This window comes from Achromobacter sp. GD03932 (genome assembly GCF_029839485.1).
GTDB classification, from domain to species: Bacteria; Pseudomonadota; Gammaproteobacteria; order Burkholderiales; family Burkholderiaceae_B; genus Achromobacter; species Achromobacter bronchisepticus_A.
The window spans coordinates 183,630-201,374 of the sequence record NZ_JAOCAT010000008.1 but is presented as its reverse complement, the minus strand read 5'-3'; the positions used below and the strand labels follow the sequence as shown (position 1 = coordinate 201,374).

Genomic DNA, 17,745 nt, shown 5'->3' with positions numbered 1-17,745 from the left:
TCATTTGCTCATGAAGCGCATTCTCAGTCTGTCCGTGCTGTCCGTCTTGCTGGCGGCATGTTCCACCCCCTCCGATATCCCTCCCGACTCCGGTTCGACCGGTATCCCCGGCCCGTCCGCGCCCGCAGCCGACGGCCCGCTGGTGGTGCCGTCGCTGGCGTCCTTGCCCGATACCCCGCCGCGCGCGCTGGCGGGCAAGTACAAGGCGGCGAACTGGGCCGAGATGCCCGGCTGGACCAACGATGACCTGTCGCGCTTCTGGCCTCTGTTCCTGCGCAATTGCCGCGGCCTGATGCGGCCGACCAGCGGCAACCTGGCCGCGCCGGCGCGCGCCACGCCGCGGGCTTGGCAGCCGGTCTGCGCCGCCGCCGCGGATCCGTCCCGCGCGCCTGCCGCGGGCGATGGCGAGGGCGTGCGCCGCTTCCTCCAGACCTATCTGCAGCCCTGGCGCCTGAACGCGGCCGACGGCAAGCCGGCCGCCAATACCGTGACGGGCTATTACGAGCCCCTGGTGCGCGGCTCGCGCCGCCAGGGCGGCAGCCATCAATGGCCGCTGTACACCGTGCCGGCGGACCTGCTGACCATCGACCTGGGTTCGATCTATCCGGAACTGGCGGGCAAGCGCGTGCGCGGCAAGCTGGACGGCAAGCGGGTGGTGCCCTATGACTCGCGCGCCGCCATCGAATCGTCAGGCCGCCGTCCGCCCGTGCTGGTGTGGGTGGACGACCCCGTCGACAACTTCTTCCTGCAGGTGCAGGGCTCGGGTCGTGTGCAGCTGACCGACGGCCCCGATTCCGGCAAGACCATCCGCGTGGCCTACGCCGACCATAACGGCCAGCCTTATGCCTCGATTGGCCGCTGGCTGATCGACCGGGGCGAGCTGTCGGCCGACCAGGCCTCCATGCAGAACATCCGCGCCTGGGCCCAGCGCAATCCCAAGCGCGTGCCGGAAATGCTCAACGCCAACCCGGCGGTGGTGTTCTTCCGTGAAGAGGCGGTGATCGACCCGGAGCAAGGCCCCAAGGGCGCCTACGCCGTGCCGCTGGCCCCCATGCGTTCGATCGCGGTCGACGCGGGCTTCGTGCCGCTGGGCACGCCGGTATTCCTGGCCACGACCTATCCCGCGTCCGACCGGCCGCTGCAGCGCCTGGTGCTGGCCCAGGACACGGGCACGGCCATCCGCGGTGCCGCGCGCGCCGACTTCTACTGGGGCTACGGCGACGACGCCGGCCAGCAAGCCGGCCGCATGAAGCAGCGCGGCCAGATGTGGGTGCTGTGGCCGAAACAGGCCGGGGAGCCGAGCGCAAGATGAGCCATCAGATCGTCGTTTGCGGGGCCGGCATCGTCGGCCTGTCCACTGCCCTGGCGCTGGCCCGCCGCGGCCAACGCGTGGCCGTGCTGGCGCCGCGCGCCAGCGTGCCGCCGGCCGATCCCGACCGCTACCATCCGCGCGTCTACGCCATTTCGCCCGCCAGCCAGCGCTTTCTGGCCGAACTCGGCGTGTGGGACGCCATGCCCGCGTCCCGGCTGACGCCGGTCAACGCCATGGAAATCCACGGCGACGCCGACGGCCAGGTGAATCTGAGCGCCTGGCAGGCGGCGCTGCCGCAACTGGCCTGGATCGTCGAGTCCGGCGAAATCGAGCGCGTGCTGATCCAGGCCGTCCGCATGTTCGGCATTCCCTGGCTGGAGGACCGCTGCACGGGTTACCGCGACGGCGCCATCGACACCGAAAGCGGCACGCGCATCGAGGCCGAGCTGTTCGTGGGCGCCGATGGCGCGGCGTCGCCGCTGCGCGAGGCCGCCGGCCTGAAGCATGAATCCGTGTCCTATGACGACACGGGTCTGGTGGTGCATCTGGACGCCGAGCGTTCACATCAGGGCGCCGCCTTCCAGTGGTTCCGCGACGACGGCGTACTGGCTCTGCTGCCGCTGCCCGATACCTCCGCCGGTGCGCAGGTTTCCATGGTCTGGTCCATGCGCACCGAACTGGCCCAGGCGCTGCTGGCCTTGCCGCCCGAGGAGCAGGCTGCCCGCCTGGAAACCCTGCTGGCCGACGCCGCCGAAGGCCGCCTGGGCGCGCTGAAGGTCCGCAGCAAGCTGCATGGATTCCCCTTGACGCTGGAGCGCGCCCAGATGGTTGCGCCCGGCATCGCGCTGGCGGGCGACGCGGCGCACCGCCTGCACCCGCTGGCAGGCCAGGGGCTGAACCTGGGCCTGGGCGACGTCGAGGCCCTGGCCCGCGTCGTCGCCGGCCGCGAAGCCTACCGTGCGGCGGGCGACCTGCGCGTGCTGCACCGCTACCAGCGCGCGCGCGCCGAGCCGGTGCTGGCCATGCGCCTGGCCACCGACGGCCTGCACAAGCTGTTCGCGTCGCGGGCGACGCCGCTGGTCTGGCTGCGCAATGCCGGCATGCACTGGGTAGAGCGGGCGCCTCTGATCAAGCGCCGCCTGATCACCGGCGCTTCGGCCAACTAGGGCCGGATCCGTCCCGTGGAACCTCGCCCGCGGGCGGATTGTCTGACTCATAGGGGGCGCCTGCCCGTGTAGGCCGGATTCGCCCAGGCGCGGATCGGTTACCCTTTCCGCACAAGAACACGATAGATAAGTACAGGAGTACCGATGAATTTCCGCATATCCGCCACCTTGGCCGCTTGTTTCCTGGCCGCGGGCCTGGGCATGTCCGCCGGCGCGGCGGCCCAGGGCGACAAGTCCGTCTCCACCCAGTCCGTGGGCCAGCCCGGCAAGGGCGACAAGAGCTACTCCACCACCCAGGTGGCGCCGGCCGATCCCGTGGCGGACGCGGTCAAGGACCGCTTCCGCCAGCGTTTCGACGGCATGGATGTCACGGCCGTGCGCCGCACGCCCTACGGGCTGTTCGAAGTGCAGCTGGGCATGGACCTGATCTATACGGATGAAAAGGTGACCTGGGTCATGGAAGGTCCGTTGATCGACGCCATGACGCGCCGCGACGTCACCCGCGAAACGCAGGAGCGCCTGAGCGCCGTGTCGTTCGACCAGCTGCCGCTGGACCTCGCCATCAAGCAGGTCAAGGGCGACGGTTCGCGCAAGGTCGCGATCTTCGAAGACCCCAATTGCGGCTACTGCAAGCAATTGCGCAAGACGCTGGAAAACGTCGACAACATCACCGTCTACACCTTCCTCTATCCCATCTTGTCGCCCGATTCCAAGGACAAGGTGCGCGACGTGTGGTGCTCGAAGGACCCGGGCGCGACCTGGGACGACTGGATGCTGCGCGGCAAGAAGCCCGCCACCGCGAATTGCGACGCACCCGAGGACAAGCTGCTGGCCCTGGGCCAGAAGCTGATGGTGCGCGGCACGCCGACCACGTTCTTTGCAGACGGCTCGCGCGTCAGCGGCGCCTTGCCGCTGGAGCAATTCAAAGCCCGCTTGAACTGACCGGCGCGCGGCGCCGGCCGGGAGGCTGGCGCCACAGGCGCCAAGCCCCCGGAGACAGCTCTTGAAAATCGCAATACTCGACGATTACCACGACGTAGCCAAGCGCTATGCGGATTGGACCTCGCTGGGCGGCAACGCCGAGGTGCGGATCTTCAACAACTTCATTCCCGAGGGGCAGGTCGAGCCCACGCTCGAACCCTTCGAGGTGATCGTCGCGATGCGCGAGCGCACACCATTCCCTGCGGAACGGATCCGCGCGCTGCCGAACCTGCGCCTCTTGGTCACTACCGGCATGCGCAACAACGCCATCGACATGCAGGCTTGCGCCGAGCAGGGCATCGTCGTGTGCGGCGCGCCCGGCAGCGCCGAGGCCAACACCGCCACGGCTGAATTGGCCTGGGCGCACATCCTCGGCCTGTTCAAGCATCTGCCCACCGAAGACGCCGCCATGCGCCGCGGCATGTGGCAGACGGGCATGCCCGAGCCGCTGGCGGGTAAGCGCCTGGGCGTGCTGGGTCTGGGCAAGCTGGGCGCGGCGGTGGCCAAGGTGGGGCTGGCCTTCGGCATGGACGTGGTGGCCTGGAGTCCCAACCTGACCGACGAGCGCGCCGAGGCGGCGGGCGTGAAGCGGGTGGACAAGCACGAGCTCTTCGCCACGTCCGACGTCGTCAGCCTGCATCTGATCCTGTCCGAACGCAGCCGCCATGTGGTCGACGCGGCAGCCCTGGCCGCGATGAAGCCGACCGCCTACCTGGTCAACACCTCGCGCGCCGGCCTGGTGGATCAGGAAGCCTTGATGGACGCGCTGGTGAAGTTCCGCATCGCCGGCGCCGGCCTGGACGTCTATCCCGAGGAACCGCTGTCGCCCACGGATTCCGTGCGCGACCTGGACAACGTGATCCTGACGCCGCACCTGGGCTACGTCAGCCGCGAGAACTTCGAAGCCTTCTACCAAAACGCGCTGGAGGCGGTGAAGGCGTGGAAGTCGGGCCAGCCGATTCGCGTGCTGAATGCGTAGGCGTAGCGCCTGCAAATGAAAAAGGCTGCCCTGGGCAGCCTTTTTCAATTCCCGCGCGCCGTTTTCAGCCGCGCGTGAACGTCACCTTCTTCTCGACGATGGCGCCGGGCTCCAGCGTTTGCGGCGTATCGCCACAGGCTTCGCCGGCATCTTCCTGCGGGTCTTCGGCATCGAACGCCGTGTCGCCATTGGCGTCAGGCAGACCGGTGGGCTTCAGGCCCACGAAGTCGAACAGGTCGCGGTCCATCAAGTGCGAAGGCACCACGCGCGACAGCGCGTTGAACACGTTCCACGAGCGGCCCGGATGCTGCTTGTCCCATTCCTTGATCATGCGGCCCACTTCCTTGCGCTTCAGGTTCTCTTGCGAACCGCAGAGATTGCAGGGAATGATGGGGAACTGCTTGAGTTCGGCGTAGGCGATCAGATCGGTTTCCGGCACATAGGCCAGGGGGCGGATCACTGTGTGGCGGCCGTCGTCGGACACCAGCTTGGGCGGCATGCCCTTGGCCTTGCCGCCGTAGAACAGGTTCAGGAAGAACGTGCCCAGGATGTCGTCGCGGTGATGGCCCAGCGCGATCTTGGTCGCGCCCAGTTCGGAGGCGACGCGGTACAGGATGCCGCGGCGCAGGCGCGAACAGAGCGAGCACATGGTCTTGCCCTCTTCCAGCACGCGCGTGACGATGGAATACGTGTCCTGCGTCTCGATGTGGAAGGGCACGCCCAGTTCCGTCAGGTACTGGGGCAGGATGTGGTCGGGAAAGCCCGGCTGCTTCTGGTCCAGGTTGACCGCGATCAGCTCGAACTTGAAGGGCGCGCGCTTCTGCAGCTGCAGCAGGATGTCCAGGAGCGCGTAGGAGTCCTTGCCGCCCGACAGGCAGACCATGACGCGGTCGCCTTCTCCAATCATGTTGTAGTCGGACAGGGCGCGCGTGGTTTCGCGGGCCAGGCGCTTGGTCAGCTTGTTGCCTTCGTGGCGAGCCTTTTCTTCGGCCTCGGTGCGAAAGCGCACCTCGGGGGTAGCTATGTCGTTCATGGTCAGCGAGTGATCTGGATTTCCACGCCCACCGCCGCGCAGTCGGAAAAGGCCATGGGCTTGCTGATGCGCAGGCGCAGCGCGCGGATTTCCTGGAAGTCGGCCAGCAGGCGCGCCGCGACCTGTTCCGACAGGGTTTCGATCAGGTTCACGTGCGCCTGCGTGCATTCTTCCACGATGGCCTCGCGCAGCCGGCGGTAGTCCAGCACGCTGTGGATGTCATGGTCGTCGACCGAGCGCTGGATGTCGACGTCGAAGTCGGCGTCGACATGCAGGGGCTGGGTGGCGCGGCGCTCGTGTTCGAGGATGCCGATGCGGGCGTCGAGCGCGAGCCCGGAAAGAATGATGCGGCGTGTAGGCATGATGAAAACCTGGGTGGGGTAGCCCGGAATTGTAAGGCGACAGCGGAACGGGGGCGGCGCGCTGGCTACAATCCGGCCATGTCCGGGCGTCCGCGAGGCGCCGGCGCAGTCAATAAGGGGTGAAATGCAACAGATGCACGATTCGGTCATTGTAGGCGGCGGCCCCGCCGGCGCCTCCTGCGCCCTGTGGTTGGCGCGCCTGGGCCTGTCCCCGCTATTGGTCGAGGCTGGCCCCCGGCTGGGCGGGCTGGGCAATGACAATCCCTTCGCCGACGACTGGATCGCCGTGCTGCCCGGCGTGACCGGGCAGCAGGTGGCCGCCAATATCGACGCCAGCGTGCGCGCGGCCGGCGTGCCGCTGCGGCTGGAAACCCGCGTAACCGGGGTGCGTCCCTGCAAGGGCGGCATCGAGGCCACGCTGGCAGGCGCCGACGGCGCCGAATCCCTGGTGCGCGGACGCACCCTGGTGATCGCCTCGGGCGTGCGCGCCAAGGGGCTGCCGGACCATCCGCCGGGCGCATCCTGGCCCGGCGTGCTGATCGGCCCGGGCTCGCCCATCGTGGCGCAGGACTATTCGGGCCTGTCGGTGGCGGTGCTGGGCGGCGGCGACAACGCCTTCGAAAACTACGTCTACGTGCGTAACCGCGGCGCCCGCAGCGTGCATCTCTATGCCCGCAGCGTCCGCGCCCAACAGCAATGGGTGACGCGCGCCGGCCGCGAAGGCGTGCATATCGGACCGTACAAGGTCGACCCCGCCACCCGCAGCGTGGACGGCAAGCAGTACGACCTGATCCTGGTCTTCTACGGCTGGGAGCCCCAGGCCGGCTTTGCCGACAGCCTGCACCTGGCCCGCGACGAGCGCGGCTACATCCGCACGGACTTCGCCACCGCCGAAACCAGCGTGCCCGACATCTACGCTGTGGGCGAGGTGGCGCACCGCATGCATCCCTGCGTGGTCACCTCCATGGCCGACGGCGTGGTCGCGGCCAAGGCCATCCAGCGCCGCTGGGAGCGCGGCGCGGAGTAGGGACGCGGGCTTCAGGCCGTGAGCAGGAATTCCAGCACCGCGGCCTCGAACGCCTCGGGCAATTCGATGTTCGCCAAGTGCACGGCCGGCAGCGTCAGCAGCCTGGCGCCAGGGATGGCGGCGGCGATCTGCTCGCCGTGGCTGGCTGCGGTGACCGTGTCGTGCTGGCCCGCGATGACCAGCGTCGGATTCGGGATCAGCGCCATGGTGCGACGCAGGTCGAAGTCCCGCACGGCGGCGAATGCGCCCGCCAGGCCATGCTTGTCGGTGTTCAGCAGCATGGTGCGGAACGGTTCGACGGCGGGATTGCTCTGCTGCAGCCAGGACGCGGGAAACCAGTTCTTCAGGAAGGTCTCGGCCGTTTCCGACATGTTCTCTGCCCGCAGCGTGGCGGCGATGCGTTCGTCCCATTGCGGCACGGGTCCCAGATAGGCCGAGGTATTGCTCAGGACCAGACGATGGATGCGCTGTGGCGCATGCACGCCCAGCCATAGACCGACGATGCCGCCCAGCGACAGCCCCAGGAAATGCGCGCGCTCGATGCCCAACCCGTCCATCAGCTCCAGCACGTCGCGGCCCAGGCGGTCAAGCGAGTAAGGACCTTGCGGCACGCTGGACGCGCCATGGCCGCGGTAGTCATAGCGCAGCACGCGGAAGTGGCGAGTCAGCGCGGGAATCTGTGCGTCCCACATGTGCAGCGTGGTGCCGATGGAGTTCGCCAGCACCAGCGTGGGCAGATCCGCGCGGCCATCGTAACGGTAGGCGATGCGCGCGCCGTCGCCGGCGGTGTAGTAGGAGATGTCTTGCATGATGCTTGGCCTCGCGGTGGTTGGTGTGAGGCAAATCGTAGTTGCGCGCCGTTAGAGAAAAAATTACAAAGTTTGCACAATCATTGTCGGAAAAACAGACATGAGCGAATTCACGCTGCACGATCTCCAATGCTTCGACGCGGTGGCGCGCGCCGGCGGCTTTCAGGCGGCCGCGGCAACGCTGCACCGTTCGCATCCGGCGGTATTCGCCGCCGTGGCCAAGCTGGAACGGCAGTTGGATCTGGCCTTGCTGGACCGCAGCGGCTACCGCGTGAGCCTGACAGCCGCGGGGCAGTCCTTCCATGCGCGCGCGCAAGCGCTGCTGCGCGAGCTGACCGCCTTGCGCGCGCACGCCGAACAACTGGCCATGGGCGAGGAAACCGAGCTGCGCATCGTGATCGGCGACTTCTGTCCGCGCCCCTACGTGCTGGGCTTGCTGAGCCGCTTTTTCGCGGACTGTCCGGCCACGCGCCTGGACCTGCACTTCGAGGCCGTGTCCGGGCCGCAGGAACGCCTCTACGACGGCGAGGCCGACCTCATCCTGCATCGCGTCGCCAAGAACGACGCCCGCATCGAATGGGTCGACCTGGCCAAGGTGCCTTTCGTACCCGTGGTGGCGCCGGGCTTTCTGCGTGAACCCGTGCCGCGCGCGATCAAGCCCGCGCTGATGCGCGACTACACGCAATGCGTCATGCGCGACACCGCCAGGCACATGCCGCCGCAGGATTACTTCACCGTGGAAGGCGCGCGCCAGTGCACGGTGGCGGACCAGCTGATGAAGAAGGAAATCATCCTGCAAGGCATGGGCTGGGGTCACATGCCGCGTTTTCTCGTCGAAGACGAACTGCGCGACGGACGTCTGATCTCGATCGCCAACCGCCATCTGCCGGGCAGTGTCGAAGAGCTGGTCGCCGCGCGCCGCACGGACTGCGCGCAAGGTCCGGTCTCGAACCGCTTGTGGCACTACTTGCAGAATGCCGCGCCAGCCTTGCGCCGCGCCTTGGCAGCGAGCCGCGGCCGCTAAGGGAAAATACGCATGGCATAGCGCCACACGCTTCTTCAGAATGCCTTCCAGACGCAAGTTCGTCTTCAAATTTTCGCCGACTGCCAGTGTTGCCAGTCAGGCGTAGGGCAAAAAGGCCCGAGCCGGAATTTCCGGCTCGGGCCTTTTCGTTTTCCGTTTGTCCATCGCTTTTCTTCGAATGGCGTTTCGCTGCGCCGTGGGCGCAGCTTTGCCTGAAGAAACGTGGCAGGCAGCGGGCGGACGGCAGTCGTCGTGATGTGGTGGGCAAAGGCGCCTGCCCAATCCCGGGCAGTTCAGGGCTTGCGTGCAAGCCCTAGCCGGAGGCTTGCCTTCAGAAACGCACAGGAGCGCAACGATGAGCGTATACAACCGCCGCCGCTTTCTGCAGCACAGCGGCTCCATGGTCCTACTGAGCGCCGCGTCGGGGATGGCAGCCTTGCCCCGCCAGGCTTACGCCCAAGACACAGTCAAACTGGGCTTGCTGCATTCGCTGTCCGGCACCATCGCCATCGCCGAGGCGTCGCTGGTGGACGCGGAGAAGCTGGCGATCGAAGAGATCAACGCCTCGGGCGGCGTGATGGGGCGCAAGATCGAACCCGTAGTCGAAGACGGCGCGAGCGAGAACGCCGTGTTCGCCGAGAAAGCGCGCAAGCTGCTCGACCGCGACAAGGTCGCCGCCATCGTGGGCTGCTATACCTCGGCTTCGCGCAAGGCGCTGCTGCCGGTGCTCGCGCGCAGCAAGGGCCTGCTGTACTACCCCACCTACTACGAGGGCCAGGAGCAGGACGCGCGGGTGTTCTATCCATCGCAGGAAGCCACGCAGTCCGTGATTGCGGCGGTGGAGTGGATGGCGCGTGAAAAGGGCAAGACCTTTTTCCTGGTCGGTTCCGACTATATCTATCCGCGCACCTGCAACAAGATCGCCAAACCGGCCATTGCCCGCATGAATGCCAAGGTGGTGGGCGAAGAGTACGCGCCGTTGGGCCATACCGAGTTCTCTTCCATCATCAACAAGATCAAGGCGGCCAAGCCCGAGTGCATCTACAGCACCGTGGTGGGCGGCTCCAACGTGGCGTTCTACAAGCAGCTGCGCGCCGCCGGCCTGGACGGCACGCGCGTGGTGCTGCTGTCCACCGTGGTGTCCGAGAACGAGATCGAAGGCATCGGCAAGGACAACGCGGCGGGCTACTACGCCTGCATGGGTTACTTCCAGAGCCTGCAGAATCCGGCCAACGAAAAATTCGTCAAGGCCTTCAAGGCCAAGTACGGCCAGGACCGCGTCATCGGCGACCCGATGGAGGTTGCCTACAACAGCGTGTACCTGTGGAAGCTCGGCGTGGAGAAGGCCGGTTCGTTCGATCCCGACAAGGTGATCGCGGCCTCCGCCGGGCTGACACTGCAGGCGCCGGAGGGCACCGTGCGTGTGCACGAGACCAACCATCACGTCTGGAAGAAAGTGCGGGTGGGCCGGGCGCGGCCGGACGGGCAGTTCGACATCGTCTGGGAATCGGCCGACCTGATCGAGCCCAATCCCTTCCCGAAGCTGTAGCCCGCGCTTGCGGATGTGCGCAAGCCCTTGGCCGGCGGCCTTGCCGCCGGCGCAGCCAGGAACGTGACCATGAATATCGACATCGCGGCAATGCAGCTGTTCAACGGGATCAGCCTGTTCAGCATCCTCCTGCTGATGGCGATCGGCCTGGCCGTCGTGTTCGGCCTGATGGGCGTCATCAACATGGCGCACGGCGAGCTGATGGCCATGGGCGCCTACACCACCTACCTGGTCGCGGTCGCGTTTCAGCATTGGGCCCCCGGCTGGATGGACGTCTACCTGTTCGCGGCCATTCCGCTGGCGTTCCTGGTCACCTTCGCCTTCGGCTATGTGCTGGAGCGCGGCTTCATCCGCTGGTTCTACAACCGCCCGCTGGACACGCTGCTGGCGACCTGGGGCCTGAGCCTGATCCTGCAACAGGCCTACCGTTCGCTGTTCGGCGCGCAGGAGGTCAGCGTGCCGCTGGCCTCCTGGCTCAGCGGCGCGTGGGAGCCCACGCCCGACCTGCAGTTCCCGCTGAACCGCATCTTCATCCTGGGCCTGACGCTGCTGGTGGCGGTGGGCGTGTATCTGCTGCTTTACCGCAGCGCGTGGGGACTGCGCGTGCGCGCCGTCACCCAGAACCGCGCGATGGCGGGCGCCGTCGGCATCAACACGCGGCGCGTGGACGCGCTGACCTTCGCGCTGGGCTCCGGCCTGGCGGGCATCGCCGGCTGCGTCTTCACCATGATCGGGTCGACCAACCCCGGCACGGGCCAGCTCTACATCGTCGATTCATTCATCGTGGTGGTATTCGGCGGCGTCCAGAGCCTGCTGGGAACGGCGTTCTCCGGCCTTGCGATCGCACAGTCGCAGACCACGCTGGAATACCTGATGAGCGGCTCGATGGCCAAGGTCACGATCCTGGTCCTGGTGATCCTGGTCCTCTATTTCTGCCCGAACGGGCTGTTCGCCAACAAGACTCGGGGGTGATGCGATGAAGGCCCTGCACCGGAAAACCGAAGAGATCGCGATCCTGCTGGTCGCGGCGCTGATCCTGGCCGTCCTGCCCCTGTCGCTGGATCCGTTCCGGCTGAACCTGGTCGGCAAGTACATGGCGTTTGCCTTCGTGGCGATAGGCATCGTGCTGACCTGGGGCTACAGCGGCGTGCTGAGCCTGGGCCAAGGAATTTTCTTTGGACTGGGCGGGTACATGATGGCCATGTTCCTGAAGCTGGAGGCGTCCGCGCCAGAGCTGCCCGACTTCATGGTTTGGAGCAGCGTGGAGAGCCTGCCGGTCTGGTGGCAGCCATTCCATTCGCTGACGTTGACGCTGCTGCTGATCGTGGTCCTGCCGGGACTGGCGGCCTATCTGTTTTCGTTGGCGATCTTCCGCAAGCGGGTCAGCGGCGTGTATTTCGCCATCGTCACGCTGGCCCTGGCAATGACGCTGACCGTGCTCATCATCGGCCAGCAGGGAGACACGGGCGGCGCCAACGGCATTACCGACTTCCGCACGCTGCTGGGCTGGGACATCGTCGGCGATGAAGGCAAGCAGGCGTTGTACTTCATCGAAGCCGGCGCGCTGGTCGTGGCGATGCTGGCGGCGCTGGCGATTGTGCGCAGCCGGCTGGGCAAGATCCTGATCGCCATCCGCGACCGCGAGGACCGCGTGCGGTTCTCGGGCTACGACACCGCGCACGTAAAGGCCTGCATCTTTTGCGTGGCGGCGATCCTGTCCTCCATCGGCGGCGCCTTCTTCACGCTGCAGGTGGGCCTGATCTCTCCGGGCGCGATCGGCGTGGTCGCGTCGATCGAGATGGTGATCTATGCGGCGGTCGGCGGCCGGCTTTCGATTCCCGGGGCCGTGGTCGGGGCCTTGCTGATCGGCTTTCTCAAGTCCTATCTGTCAGAGACGTTCCCGGAAGTCTGGCTGTATTTCCTGGGGGCCATTTTTATTGCGGTCGTCGTGGTCATGCCCAACGGCCTGGCCGGCGTGTTCGGCCAGATTCAGGCGCGCCGCGCCGCGGGGAGCGCGCGATGAGTGCCACCCTGGACCTGCAGGAGCCCGCCAGCATGGAAATGAGCAGCGACCGCCCGGCGCCCGGCGCCATCCTGAGCGTCGAGGACCTGACGGTCTCGTTCGACGGCTTTCGCGCCGTGGACGGCTTGAGCCTGCGCGTGGCGCAGGATGAGCTGCGCGTCATCATCGGTCCGAACGGCGCGGGCAAGACCACGCTGCTGGACATCATCTGCGGCAAGACCCGGCCTTCAGCGGGCCGCGTGATGTTCCAGGGGCGCGACCTGGTGCGCATGGCGGAATTCGACATCGTGCGGGCCGGCGTCGGCCGCAAATTCCAGACGCCGTCGGTCTATGAAGACCTGACCGTGCTGGAGAACTTCGAGATCTCGCTGCCGAACGCGCACGGGGTGGTGCGCTCGCTGCGATTCCGGCGCACGGCCGAAATCCGCGAACGCATCCAGGACATGGCGGGGCAGGTGTTCCTGCAGGACCGCCTGGCGGAGAAGGCGGGCCGCCTGAGCCACGGCCAGAAGCAATGGCTGGAGATCGGCATGCTGCTGATGCAGAACCCGCAGTTGCTGTTGCTGGATGAACCCGTGGCCGGCATGAGTCCGCGCGAACGCGAACAGACGGCCGAGCTCCTGGCGCGCATCTCGCGCGGCAAGTCTATGGTGGTCATCGAGCACGACATGGATTTCGTCAAGCGCATCGCGCACAAGGTCACCGTGTTGCATCAGGGCCGCTTGCTGAGCGAAGGCACGGTGGCCGAGGTGCAGGCCGATCCGCGCGTGCTGGACGTGTACCTGGGCCATTGAGAGGAGGGCGCGCCATGTTCCAGATCGACAAGTTGAACGTGAGCTACGGCGAATCGCACGTCGTCCACGACGTGTGCTTCGACGTGGCGCCACGGGAATCCGTGGCCATCATGGGCCGCAACGGCATGGGCAAGACCACCTTGCTCAAGGCGCTGATCGGCATGCTGCGGTCGGGTTCGGGCAGCATCCGGCTGGATGGCGTGGAGCTGGCCGGCATGGAGAGCTATCAGCGCGTGCGCAGCGGGCTGGCCTTCGTGCCGCAGGGCAGGATGATCTTTCCCTTCCTGACCGTGGAGCAGAACATCCTGACCGGCGCGGAGCGCAGCGGCCTGAAGGCCGTGCCGGAATACCTGTACCGCTTTTTCCCGGTGCTGCACGAGATGCGCCGGCGCAAGGGCGGCAACCTGTCCGGCGGGCAGCAGCAGCAACTGGCGATCGCCCGCGCGCTGATTTCCGATCCGCGCGTGCTGATCCTGGACGAACCCACCGAGGGCATCCAGCCTTCCATCATCAAGGACATTGCACGGGTCCTGAACGCGCTGCGCGAGGAACGCGGCTTCGCCATCGTCGTGTCGGAACAGATGCTGAGCTTCGCGCTGGACCTCGCGGACCGCTTCCTGGTGATAGACCGGGGCCGCATCGTGCACGAAGCCTGCCGCGAGAGCCTGGACCAAGACAAAGTCAGATCTTTCCTGACGGTATGACCGTCAACCACCGAGGAGCATTGTCATGAGACACGGAGATATCTCCAGCAGCAACGATTGCGTGGGCGTGGCCGTCGTGAACTACAAGATGCCGCGGCTGCATACCCGCGCGGAGGTGATGGAGAACGCCCGCAAGATCGCCGACATGGTCGTGGGCATGAAGCGCGGCCTGCCCGGCATGGACCTGGTCATCTTCCCCGAGTACTCCACCCACGGCATCATGTACGACGCCAAGGAGATGTATGAAACCGCTTCGGCCATCCCGGGTGAAGAGACCGCGGTGTTCGCCGAAGCCTGCCGCAAGGCCAACGTATGGGGCGTGTTCTCGCTGACGGGCGAGCGCCACGAAGAGCATCCGAACAAGGCGCCGTACAACACCCTCATCCTGATGAACAACAAGGGCGAGATCGTGCAGAAGTACCGCAAGATCATGCCCTGGGTGCCGATCGAAGGCTGGTATCCGGGCGATTGCACCTATGTGTCGGAAGGCCCCAAGGGCTTGAAGATCAGCCTCATCATCTGCGACGACGGCAATTACCCCGAGATCTGGCGCGATTGCGCCATGCGCGGCGCCGAGCTGATCGTGCGCTGCCAGGGCTATATGTATCCGGCCAAGGACCAGCAGGTCATGGTGTCCAAGGCCATGGCGTGGATGAACAACGTCTATGTGGCGGTGGCCAATGCCGCGGGCTTTGACGGCGTGTATTCCTATTTCGGCCATTCGGCCATCATCGGCTTCGACGGCCGCACGCTGGGCGAATGCGGTGAAGAAGACATGGGTGTGCAATACGCCGAGTTGTCCACCAGCCTGATCCGCGACGCGCGCAAGAACATGCAGTCGCAGAACCACCTGTTCAAGCTGGTGCACCGCGGCTACACCGGCAAGATCAATTCCGGCGAAGAGGCCACGGGCGTCGCGGCCTGCCCGTACAACTTCTACGCCAACTGGATCAACGATCCGGAGGGCACGCGCAAGATGGTCGAGTCCTTTACCCGGTCCACCGTGGGCACGCCGGAGTGCCCCATGGAAGGCATCCCCAACGAGGACGCCAAGCACCGCTAGGCATGCCTGCCGACCATCCGGTCCGTCCGGCCCGCCGCGCCGGACGGACGCCTTCCGAGGACATGAACCGTGCCGTCTCCGCTCGAAACCTACCGGATTGCGCAAGAACCCTTCTACCGTCCCACGGGACGGGAAACCGCGTTATACGAGCATGCGTACGCGCACCGGCTGCCCATGATCCTCAAGGGGCCAACCGGCTGCGGCAAGACGCGCTTCGTGGAGTACATGGCCTGGAAGCTGGGACGCCCGCTGGTCACGCTGGCCTGCAACGAGGACATGACTGCCTCCGACCTGGTGGGCCGCTACCTGCTGGATGCCGACGGCACCGCCTGGCACGACGGCCCGCTGACGCTGGCCGTGCGCCATGGCGGCATCTGCTACCTGGACGAGATCGTCGAAGCGCGCCAGGACACCACGGTGGTCATCCATCCGCTGACCGATGCCAGACGCATACTGCCTTTGGACAAGAAGGGCGAGGTGGTGCGGGCCCATCCGGACTTCCAACTGGTGGTGTCCTACAACCCCGGCTACCAGAGCAGCGCCAAGGATCTCAAGCCCTCTACCCGGCAACGCTTCGTGGCGCTGGATTTCGACTATCCGGAGCCCGGGCGCGAAGCCGAGATCGTGGCGCATGAGGCCGGCATAGACACCGGCTTGGCAGAGCGGCTGGTGCGCATCGCGCACAGTTCGCGCGAGCTCAAGCGTCACGGCTTGGACGAGGGCGTGTCCACCCGCATGCTGATCTACGCCGGCATCCTCATCCGCGACGGCGTCAGTCCCGCCGAAAGTTGCGACATGACCATGACGCGCGCGCTGACCGACGATCCCGACATGGCGGCGGCGCTGCGGTCGCTGGTCGACGCGAACCTGGAATGAACATGCGAGCCGTCCTGTCCGCGGATGAAGGGGCCGGCGCTGGCGCACGCCTGGCCGGCACGCTGGACGACAAGCTGCGCCGGCTGGCCGCGCGCGGCGGCGAGGACCAGGCGGTTCAAGCGCGGCGCTGGATCGAAGCGCTGCACCGCGAAGACCCCGATTGCGCCGCCGCGGTGGCGGAGCGCTTCGACCAGTTGATGGCGAAGCTGACGGCCGGCGGGCTGGGGCGCTGGATGCTGGCCGGCCTGCGGCGCTACGAGCGCCAGCCCGGTCCGCTGCGCGCGTATTTCCAGCTGCGCGATGCCTATGCCCGCGAGGCCTTGAACAGCGAAGCGGGCGCGCAGGAGCTGGAAGCCGCGCAGGCGGGGCTGTCGTGGCTTTTGTGCGGCCTCGCTGGCAGGGCGATGGCGGTCGAGGCCTTGCGGCGTCCGACGCTGGACGGGCCGCCGTCGCGCCCCATCCTCGCGCCTTCGCATTTGCTGGTGCCGGACAGCTATACCGTGCTGGACGGCGCCGACCGCCGGGCGTTGTACCGCGCGGCCGTGGCGCATGCAGCGGCCCATCTGCGCTACTCGCCGGCCGCGCAGCCGGTACTGAGCCTCAAGCCCATGGGCGTCGCAGTGGTGTCGGCTATCGAGGATGCGCGGGTGGAGCGGCTGCTGGCGGCCGACTATCCCGGCGTGCGCCGCTGGTTCCGGCCCTTCGTGCCGCCGCCGCCCGATCCGGCGGACCTGGGATTCGCGGCGCTGATCCAGCGCATGAGCCGGCTATTGATGGATCCGTCGCTGCACGACGACAACCATTGGGTGAACAAGGCGCGGGCGCTGTTCGAGGCGCAGGCCGCCGACCTGCGCGACACGGCGGCCTTTCGCCGCCTGGCGTCGGTGCTGGCCAACGACCTGGGCCAGATGCGGGTGCGCTTCAACCCGCAGCAGTACGCCGTGCCCGTGCCCTATCGTGACGACAACGCCTATCTGTGGGACTACGGCGACGCGGCAGAGCCGCCGCCTGAGCTGACCCTGGGATCGCAGGGTGTGGCGCCCGAGCGGCGCGACGCCGCGCCGCAAGGCCAGGACGAGCCGGCGCCAACCGCCGGCGAAACGGAGCTGGGACGCTACCGATATCCCGAATGGGACTACAAGCTGGGCCGCAGCCGGCCGGACTGGTGCACCGTGATCGAGAAGCTGCCGGGTTGGACCGGCACGCCGCCGCCCGCGCCCGCCGGGCCTGCGCAGCGCCTGGCCCTGCCGCAGTCGCGCCGCCTGAGCCGCGCGCGCCGTTTGAGGCGCCAATGGGAGGGCGATGACATCGACCTGAACGCCGCGATCGAGGTCTTGATCGACCGGCGCCTGGACCTGGCCCCCGACGCCCGCTTCTTCATGCGGCCCGGCAGCCAGCCCTGCGCCAGCAGCACGCTGGTGCTGCTGGACCTGTCGGCGTCGGCCAACGACCTGGCGTCCGACGCAGGGGCGGCGGTGCTGGACCTGGAGAAGCGCGCGGCAATGCTGCTGGCGCAGGCCACCTCAGGCGACGGCGACCGGATTGCCGTGCACGGCTTTTGCTCGGACACGCGGGCGGCGGTGTACTACTACCGCCTGCTGGAGGCCGGCGCCCCGATCGCGGCCGTGTTGGGCCGCATAGGCGGGGCCCAGGCCCGTTATTCCACGCGCCTGGGCGCGGCGTTGCGGCATGCCGGCGCGCTGGCGCTGCAGGTGCCGGGAGAGCGGCGCGCCATCATCGTCGTGACCGATGGCGAACCCTCCGATATCGACGTGCACGACCCGCGCTATCTGGTGGACGATGCCCGCGAGGCGGTGCTGGAACTGCGCGGGCGAGGCGTTAGCGTGCATTGCGTCGCGTTGGACGCGCAGGCCGAACCGCAGCTGCGCGCGATGTTCGGTTTTCGCGGTTACCGGATCGTGACAAGCCCGGCGGCATTGCCGCAGGCGCTGATCCGCGCCTATGCCAGGACGGCGGCATGACCACCCCAGGAATCCACGTGTTGACGGCGGCTGCGGCTGTGCTGAAACTGATGAACTCGAC

Annotated in this window: 17 protein-coding genes; 14 read left to right on the top strand and 3 right to left on the bottom strand. The window is 67.1% G+C overall.

Annotated elements, in window-relative coordinates; all coding sequences use genetic code 11:
- Positions 1-10: 10 nt before the first annotated feature.
- The 4 genes from N5C88_RS10280 (at position 11) to N5C88_RS10265 (ending at position 4,438) form a co-directional block, all read left to right on the top strand.
- Positions 11-1,312 (top strand): murein transglycosylase A, encoded by a 1,302-nt coding sequence (locus tag N5C88_RS10280; RefSeq protein WP_251878635.1) that lies wholly within the window; start codon positions 11-13, stop codon positions 1,310-1,312.
- Positions 1,309-2,478: a UbiH/UbiF family hydroxylase gene (locus N5C88_RS10275; RefSeq protein WP_059377208.1), complete on the top strand. Its 1,170-nt coding sequence runs from the start codon at positions 1,309-1,311 to the stop codon at positions 2,476-2,478. The genes N5C88_RS10280 and N5C88_RS10275 overlap by 4 nt, the downstream gene beginning before the upstream one ends.
- Positions 2,479-2,679: 201 nt before the next feature.
- Positions 2,680-3,420 (top strand): DsbC family protein, encoded by a 741-nt coding sequence (locus tag N5C88_RS10270; RefSeq protein WP_280015279.1) that lies wholly within the window; start codon positions 2,680-2,682, stop codon positions 3,418-3,420.
- A gap of 61 nt (positions 3,421-3,481) precedes the next feature.
- A complete protein-coding gene (locus N5C88_RS10265; protein ID WP_059377213.1) occupies positions 3,482-4,438 on the top strand; it encodes a D-2-hydroxyacid dehydrogenase family protein in 957 nt (318 codons plus the stop codon).
- A gap of 64 nt (positions 4,439-4,502) precedes the next feature.
- Here the strand turns inward: N5C88_RS10265 and ttcA are convergent, their stop codons facing one another.
- Both ttcA and folB read right to left on the bottom strand, forming a co-directional pair.
- Positions 4,503-5,471 carry a tRNA 2-thiocytidine(32) synthetase TtcA gene (gene ttcA / locus N5C88_RS10260; RefSeq protein WP_280015268.1) on the bottom strand — a complete coding sequence of 323 codons (969 nt, stop codon included), beginning with the start codon at positions 5,469-5,471 and terminating at the stop codon, positions 4,503-4,505.
- A gap of 2 nt (positions 5,472-5,473) precedes the next feature.
- Positions 5,474-5,833: a dihydroneopterin aldolase gene (gene folB, locus N5C88_RS10255; protein WP_008164827.1), complete on the bottom strand. Its 360-nt coding sequence runs from the start codon at positions 5,831-5,833 to the stop codon at positions 5,474-5,476.
- Positions 5,834-5,957: 124 nt separating this feature from the next.
- Between folB and N5C88_RS10250 the strand changes: the two genes are divergently transcribed.
- Complete coding sequence (locus N5C88_RS10250) at positions 5,958-6,860, top strand: NAD(P)/FAD-dependent oxidoreductase (RefSeq protein ID WP_118933392.1); 903 nt, start codon at positions 5,958-5,960, stop codon at positions 6,858-6,860.
- Positions 6,861-6,871: 11 nt separating this feature from the next.
- Here N5C88_RS10250 and pcaD read toward each other — a convergent pair whose 3' ends face one another.
- A complete protein-coding gene (gene pcaD, locus N5C88_RS10245; RefSeq protein WP_118933391.1) occupies positions 6,872-7,669 on the bottom strand; it encodes a 3-oxoadipate enol-lactonase in 798 nt (265 codons plus the stop codon).
- Between the two features lie 100 nt (positions 7,670-7,769).
- Between pcaD and N5C88_RS10240 the strand changes: the two genes are divergently transcribed.
- The 9 genes from N5C88_RS10240 to N5C88_RS10200 all read left to right on the top strand — a co-directional run bounded on the left by N5C88_RS10240 (position 7,770) and on the right by N5C88_RS10200 (position 17,684).
- The gene (locus N5C88_RS10240) at positions 7,770-8,693 is read left to right on the top strand and encodes a LysR family transcriptional regulator (protein ID WP_251878644.1); all 924 of its coding nucleotides are present in this window, start codon (positions 7,770-7,772) and stop codon (positions 8,691-8,693) included.
- Positions 8,694-9,048: 355 nt separating this feature from the next.
- Positions 9,049-10,242, top strand: a complete 1,194-nt coding sequence (urtA, locus tag N5C88_RS10235) for an urea ABC transporter substrate-binding protein (RefSeq protein WP_059377226.1) — start codon at positions 9,049-9,051, stop codon at positions 10,240-10,242.
- 69 nt (positions 10,243-10,311) lie between these two features.
- A complete protein-coding gene (urtB, locus tag N5C88_RS10230; RefSeq protein ID WP_280015267.1) occupies positions 10,312-11,214 on the top strand; it encodes an urea ABC transporter permease subunit UrtB in 903 nt (300 codons plus the stop codon).
- Positions 11,215-11,218: 4 nt separating this feature from the next.
- A complete protein-coding gene (gene urtC / locus N5C88_RS10225; protein ID WP_251878646.1) occupies positions 11,219-12,265 on the top strand; it encodes an urea ABC transporter permease subunit UrtC in 1,047 nt (348 codons plus the stop codon).
- Positions 12,266-12,297: 32 nt separating this feature from the next.
- On the top strand, positions 12,298-13,059 hold the full coding sequence (gene urtD / locus N5C88_RS10220) for an urea ABC transporter ATP-binding protein UrtD (RefSeq protein ID WP_118933397.1): 762 nt from the start codon (positions 12,298-12,300) through the stop codon (positions 13,057-13,059).
- Positions 13,060-13,073: 14 nt separating this feature from the next.
- Complete coding sequence (gene urtE, locus N5C88_RS10215) at positions 13,074-13,763, top strand: urea ABC transporter ATP-binding subunit UrtE (protein ID WP_059377235.1); 690 nt, start codon at positions 13,074-13,076, stop codon at positions 13,761-13,763.
- A 25-nt stretch (positions 13,764-13,788) separates the two neighbouring features.
- The gene (locus N5C88_RS10210; RefSeq protein ID WP_280015266.1) at positions 13,789-14,826 is read left to right on the top strand and encodes an aliphatic amidase; all 1,038 of its coding nucleotides are present in this window, start codon (positions 13,789-13,791) and stop codon (positions 14,824-14,826) included.
- A 69-nt stretch (positions 14,827-14,895) separates the two neighbouring features.
- Positions 14,896-15,702: a CbbQ/NirQ/NorQ/GpvN family protein gene (locus tag N5C88_RS10205; RefSeq protein ID WP_059377251.1), complete on the top strand. Its 807-nt coding sequence runs from the start codon at positions 14,896-14,898 to the stop codon at positions 15,700-15,702.
- Positions 15,703-15,704: 2 nt separating this feature from the next.
- Positions 15,705-17,684 carry a VWA domain-containing protein gene (locus N5C88_RS10200; protein ID WP_280015265.1) on the top strand — a complete coding sequence of 660 codons (1,980 nt, stop codon included), beginning with the start codon at positions 15,705-15,707 and terminating at the stop codon, positions 17,682-17,684.
- Positions 17,685-17,745: the final 61 nt, after the last annotated feature.

Excerpts from the sequence above, each read along its gene's own strand:
- N5C88_RS10280 (WP_251878635.1), top strand. The coding sequence starts at position 11 with ATGAAGCGCATTCTCAGTCTGTCCGTGCTGTCCGTCTTGCTGGCGGCA.
- N5C88_RS10275 (WP_059377208.1), top strand. The coding sequence starts at position 1,309 with ATGAGCCATCAGATCGTCGTTTGCGGGGCCGGCATCGTCGGCCTGTCC.
- N5C88_RS10270 (WP_280015279.1), top strand. The coding sequence starts at position 2,680 with ATGTCCGCCGGCGCGGCGGCCCAGGGCGACAAGTCCGTCTCCACCCAG.
- ttcA (WP_280015268.1), bottom strand. The coding sequence starts at position 5,471 with ATGAACGACATAGCTACCCCCGAGGTGCGCTTTCGCACCGAGGCCGAA.
- folB (WP_008164827.1), bottom strand. The coding sequence starts at position 5,833 with ATGCCTACACGCCGCATCATTCTTTCCGGGCTCGCGCTCGACGCCCGC.
- N5C88_RS10250 (WP_118933392.1), top strand. The coding sequence starts at position 5,958 with ATGCAACAGATGCACGATTCGGTCATTGTAGGCGGCGGCCCCGCCGGC.
- pcaD (WP_118933391.1), bottom strand. The coding sequence starts at position 7,669 with ATGCAAGACATCTCCTACTACACCGCCGGCGACGGCGCGCGCATCGCC.
- N5C88_RS10240 (WP_251878644.1), top strand. The coding sequence starts at position 7,770 with ATGAGCGAATTCACGCTGCACGATCTCCAATGCTTCGACGCGGTGGCG.
- urtA (WP_059377226.1), top strand. The coding sequence starts at position 9,049 with ATGAGCGTATACAACCGCCGCCGCTTTCTGCAGCACAGCGGCTCCATG.
- urtB (WP_280015267.1), top strand. The coding sequence starts at position 10,312 with ATGAATATCGACATCGCGGCAATGCAGCTGTTCAACGGGATCAGCCTG.
- urtC (WP_251878646.1), top strand. The coding sequence starts at position 11,219 with ATGAAGGCCCTGCACCGGAAAACCGAAGAGATCGCGATCCTGCTGGTC.
- urtD (WP_118933397.1), top strand. The coding sequence starts at position 12,298 with ATGGAAATGAGCAGCGACCGCCCGGCGCCCGGCGCCATCCTGAGCGTC.
- urtE (WP_059377235.1), top strand. The coding sequence starts at position 13,074 with ATGTTCCAGATCGACAAGTTGAACGTGAGCTACGGCGAATCGCACGTC.
- N5C88_RS10210 (WP_280015266.1), top strand. The coding sequence starts at position 13,789 with ATGAGACACGGAGATATCTCCAGCAGCAACGATTGCGTGGGCGTGGCC.
- N5C88_RS10200 (WP_280015265.1), top strand. The coding sequence starts at position 15,705 with ATGCGAGCCGTCCTGTCCGCGGATGAAGGGGCCGGCGCTGGCGCACGC.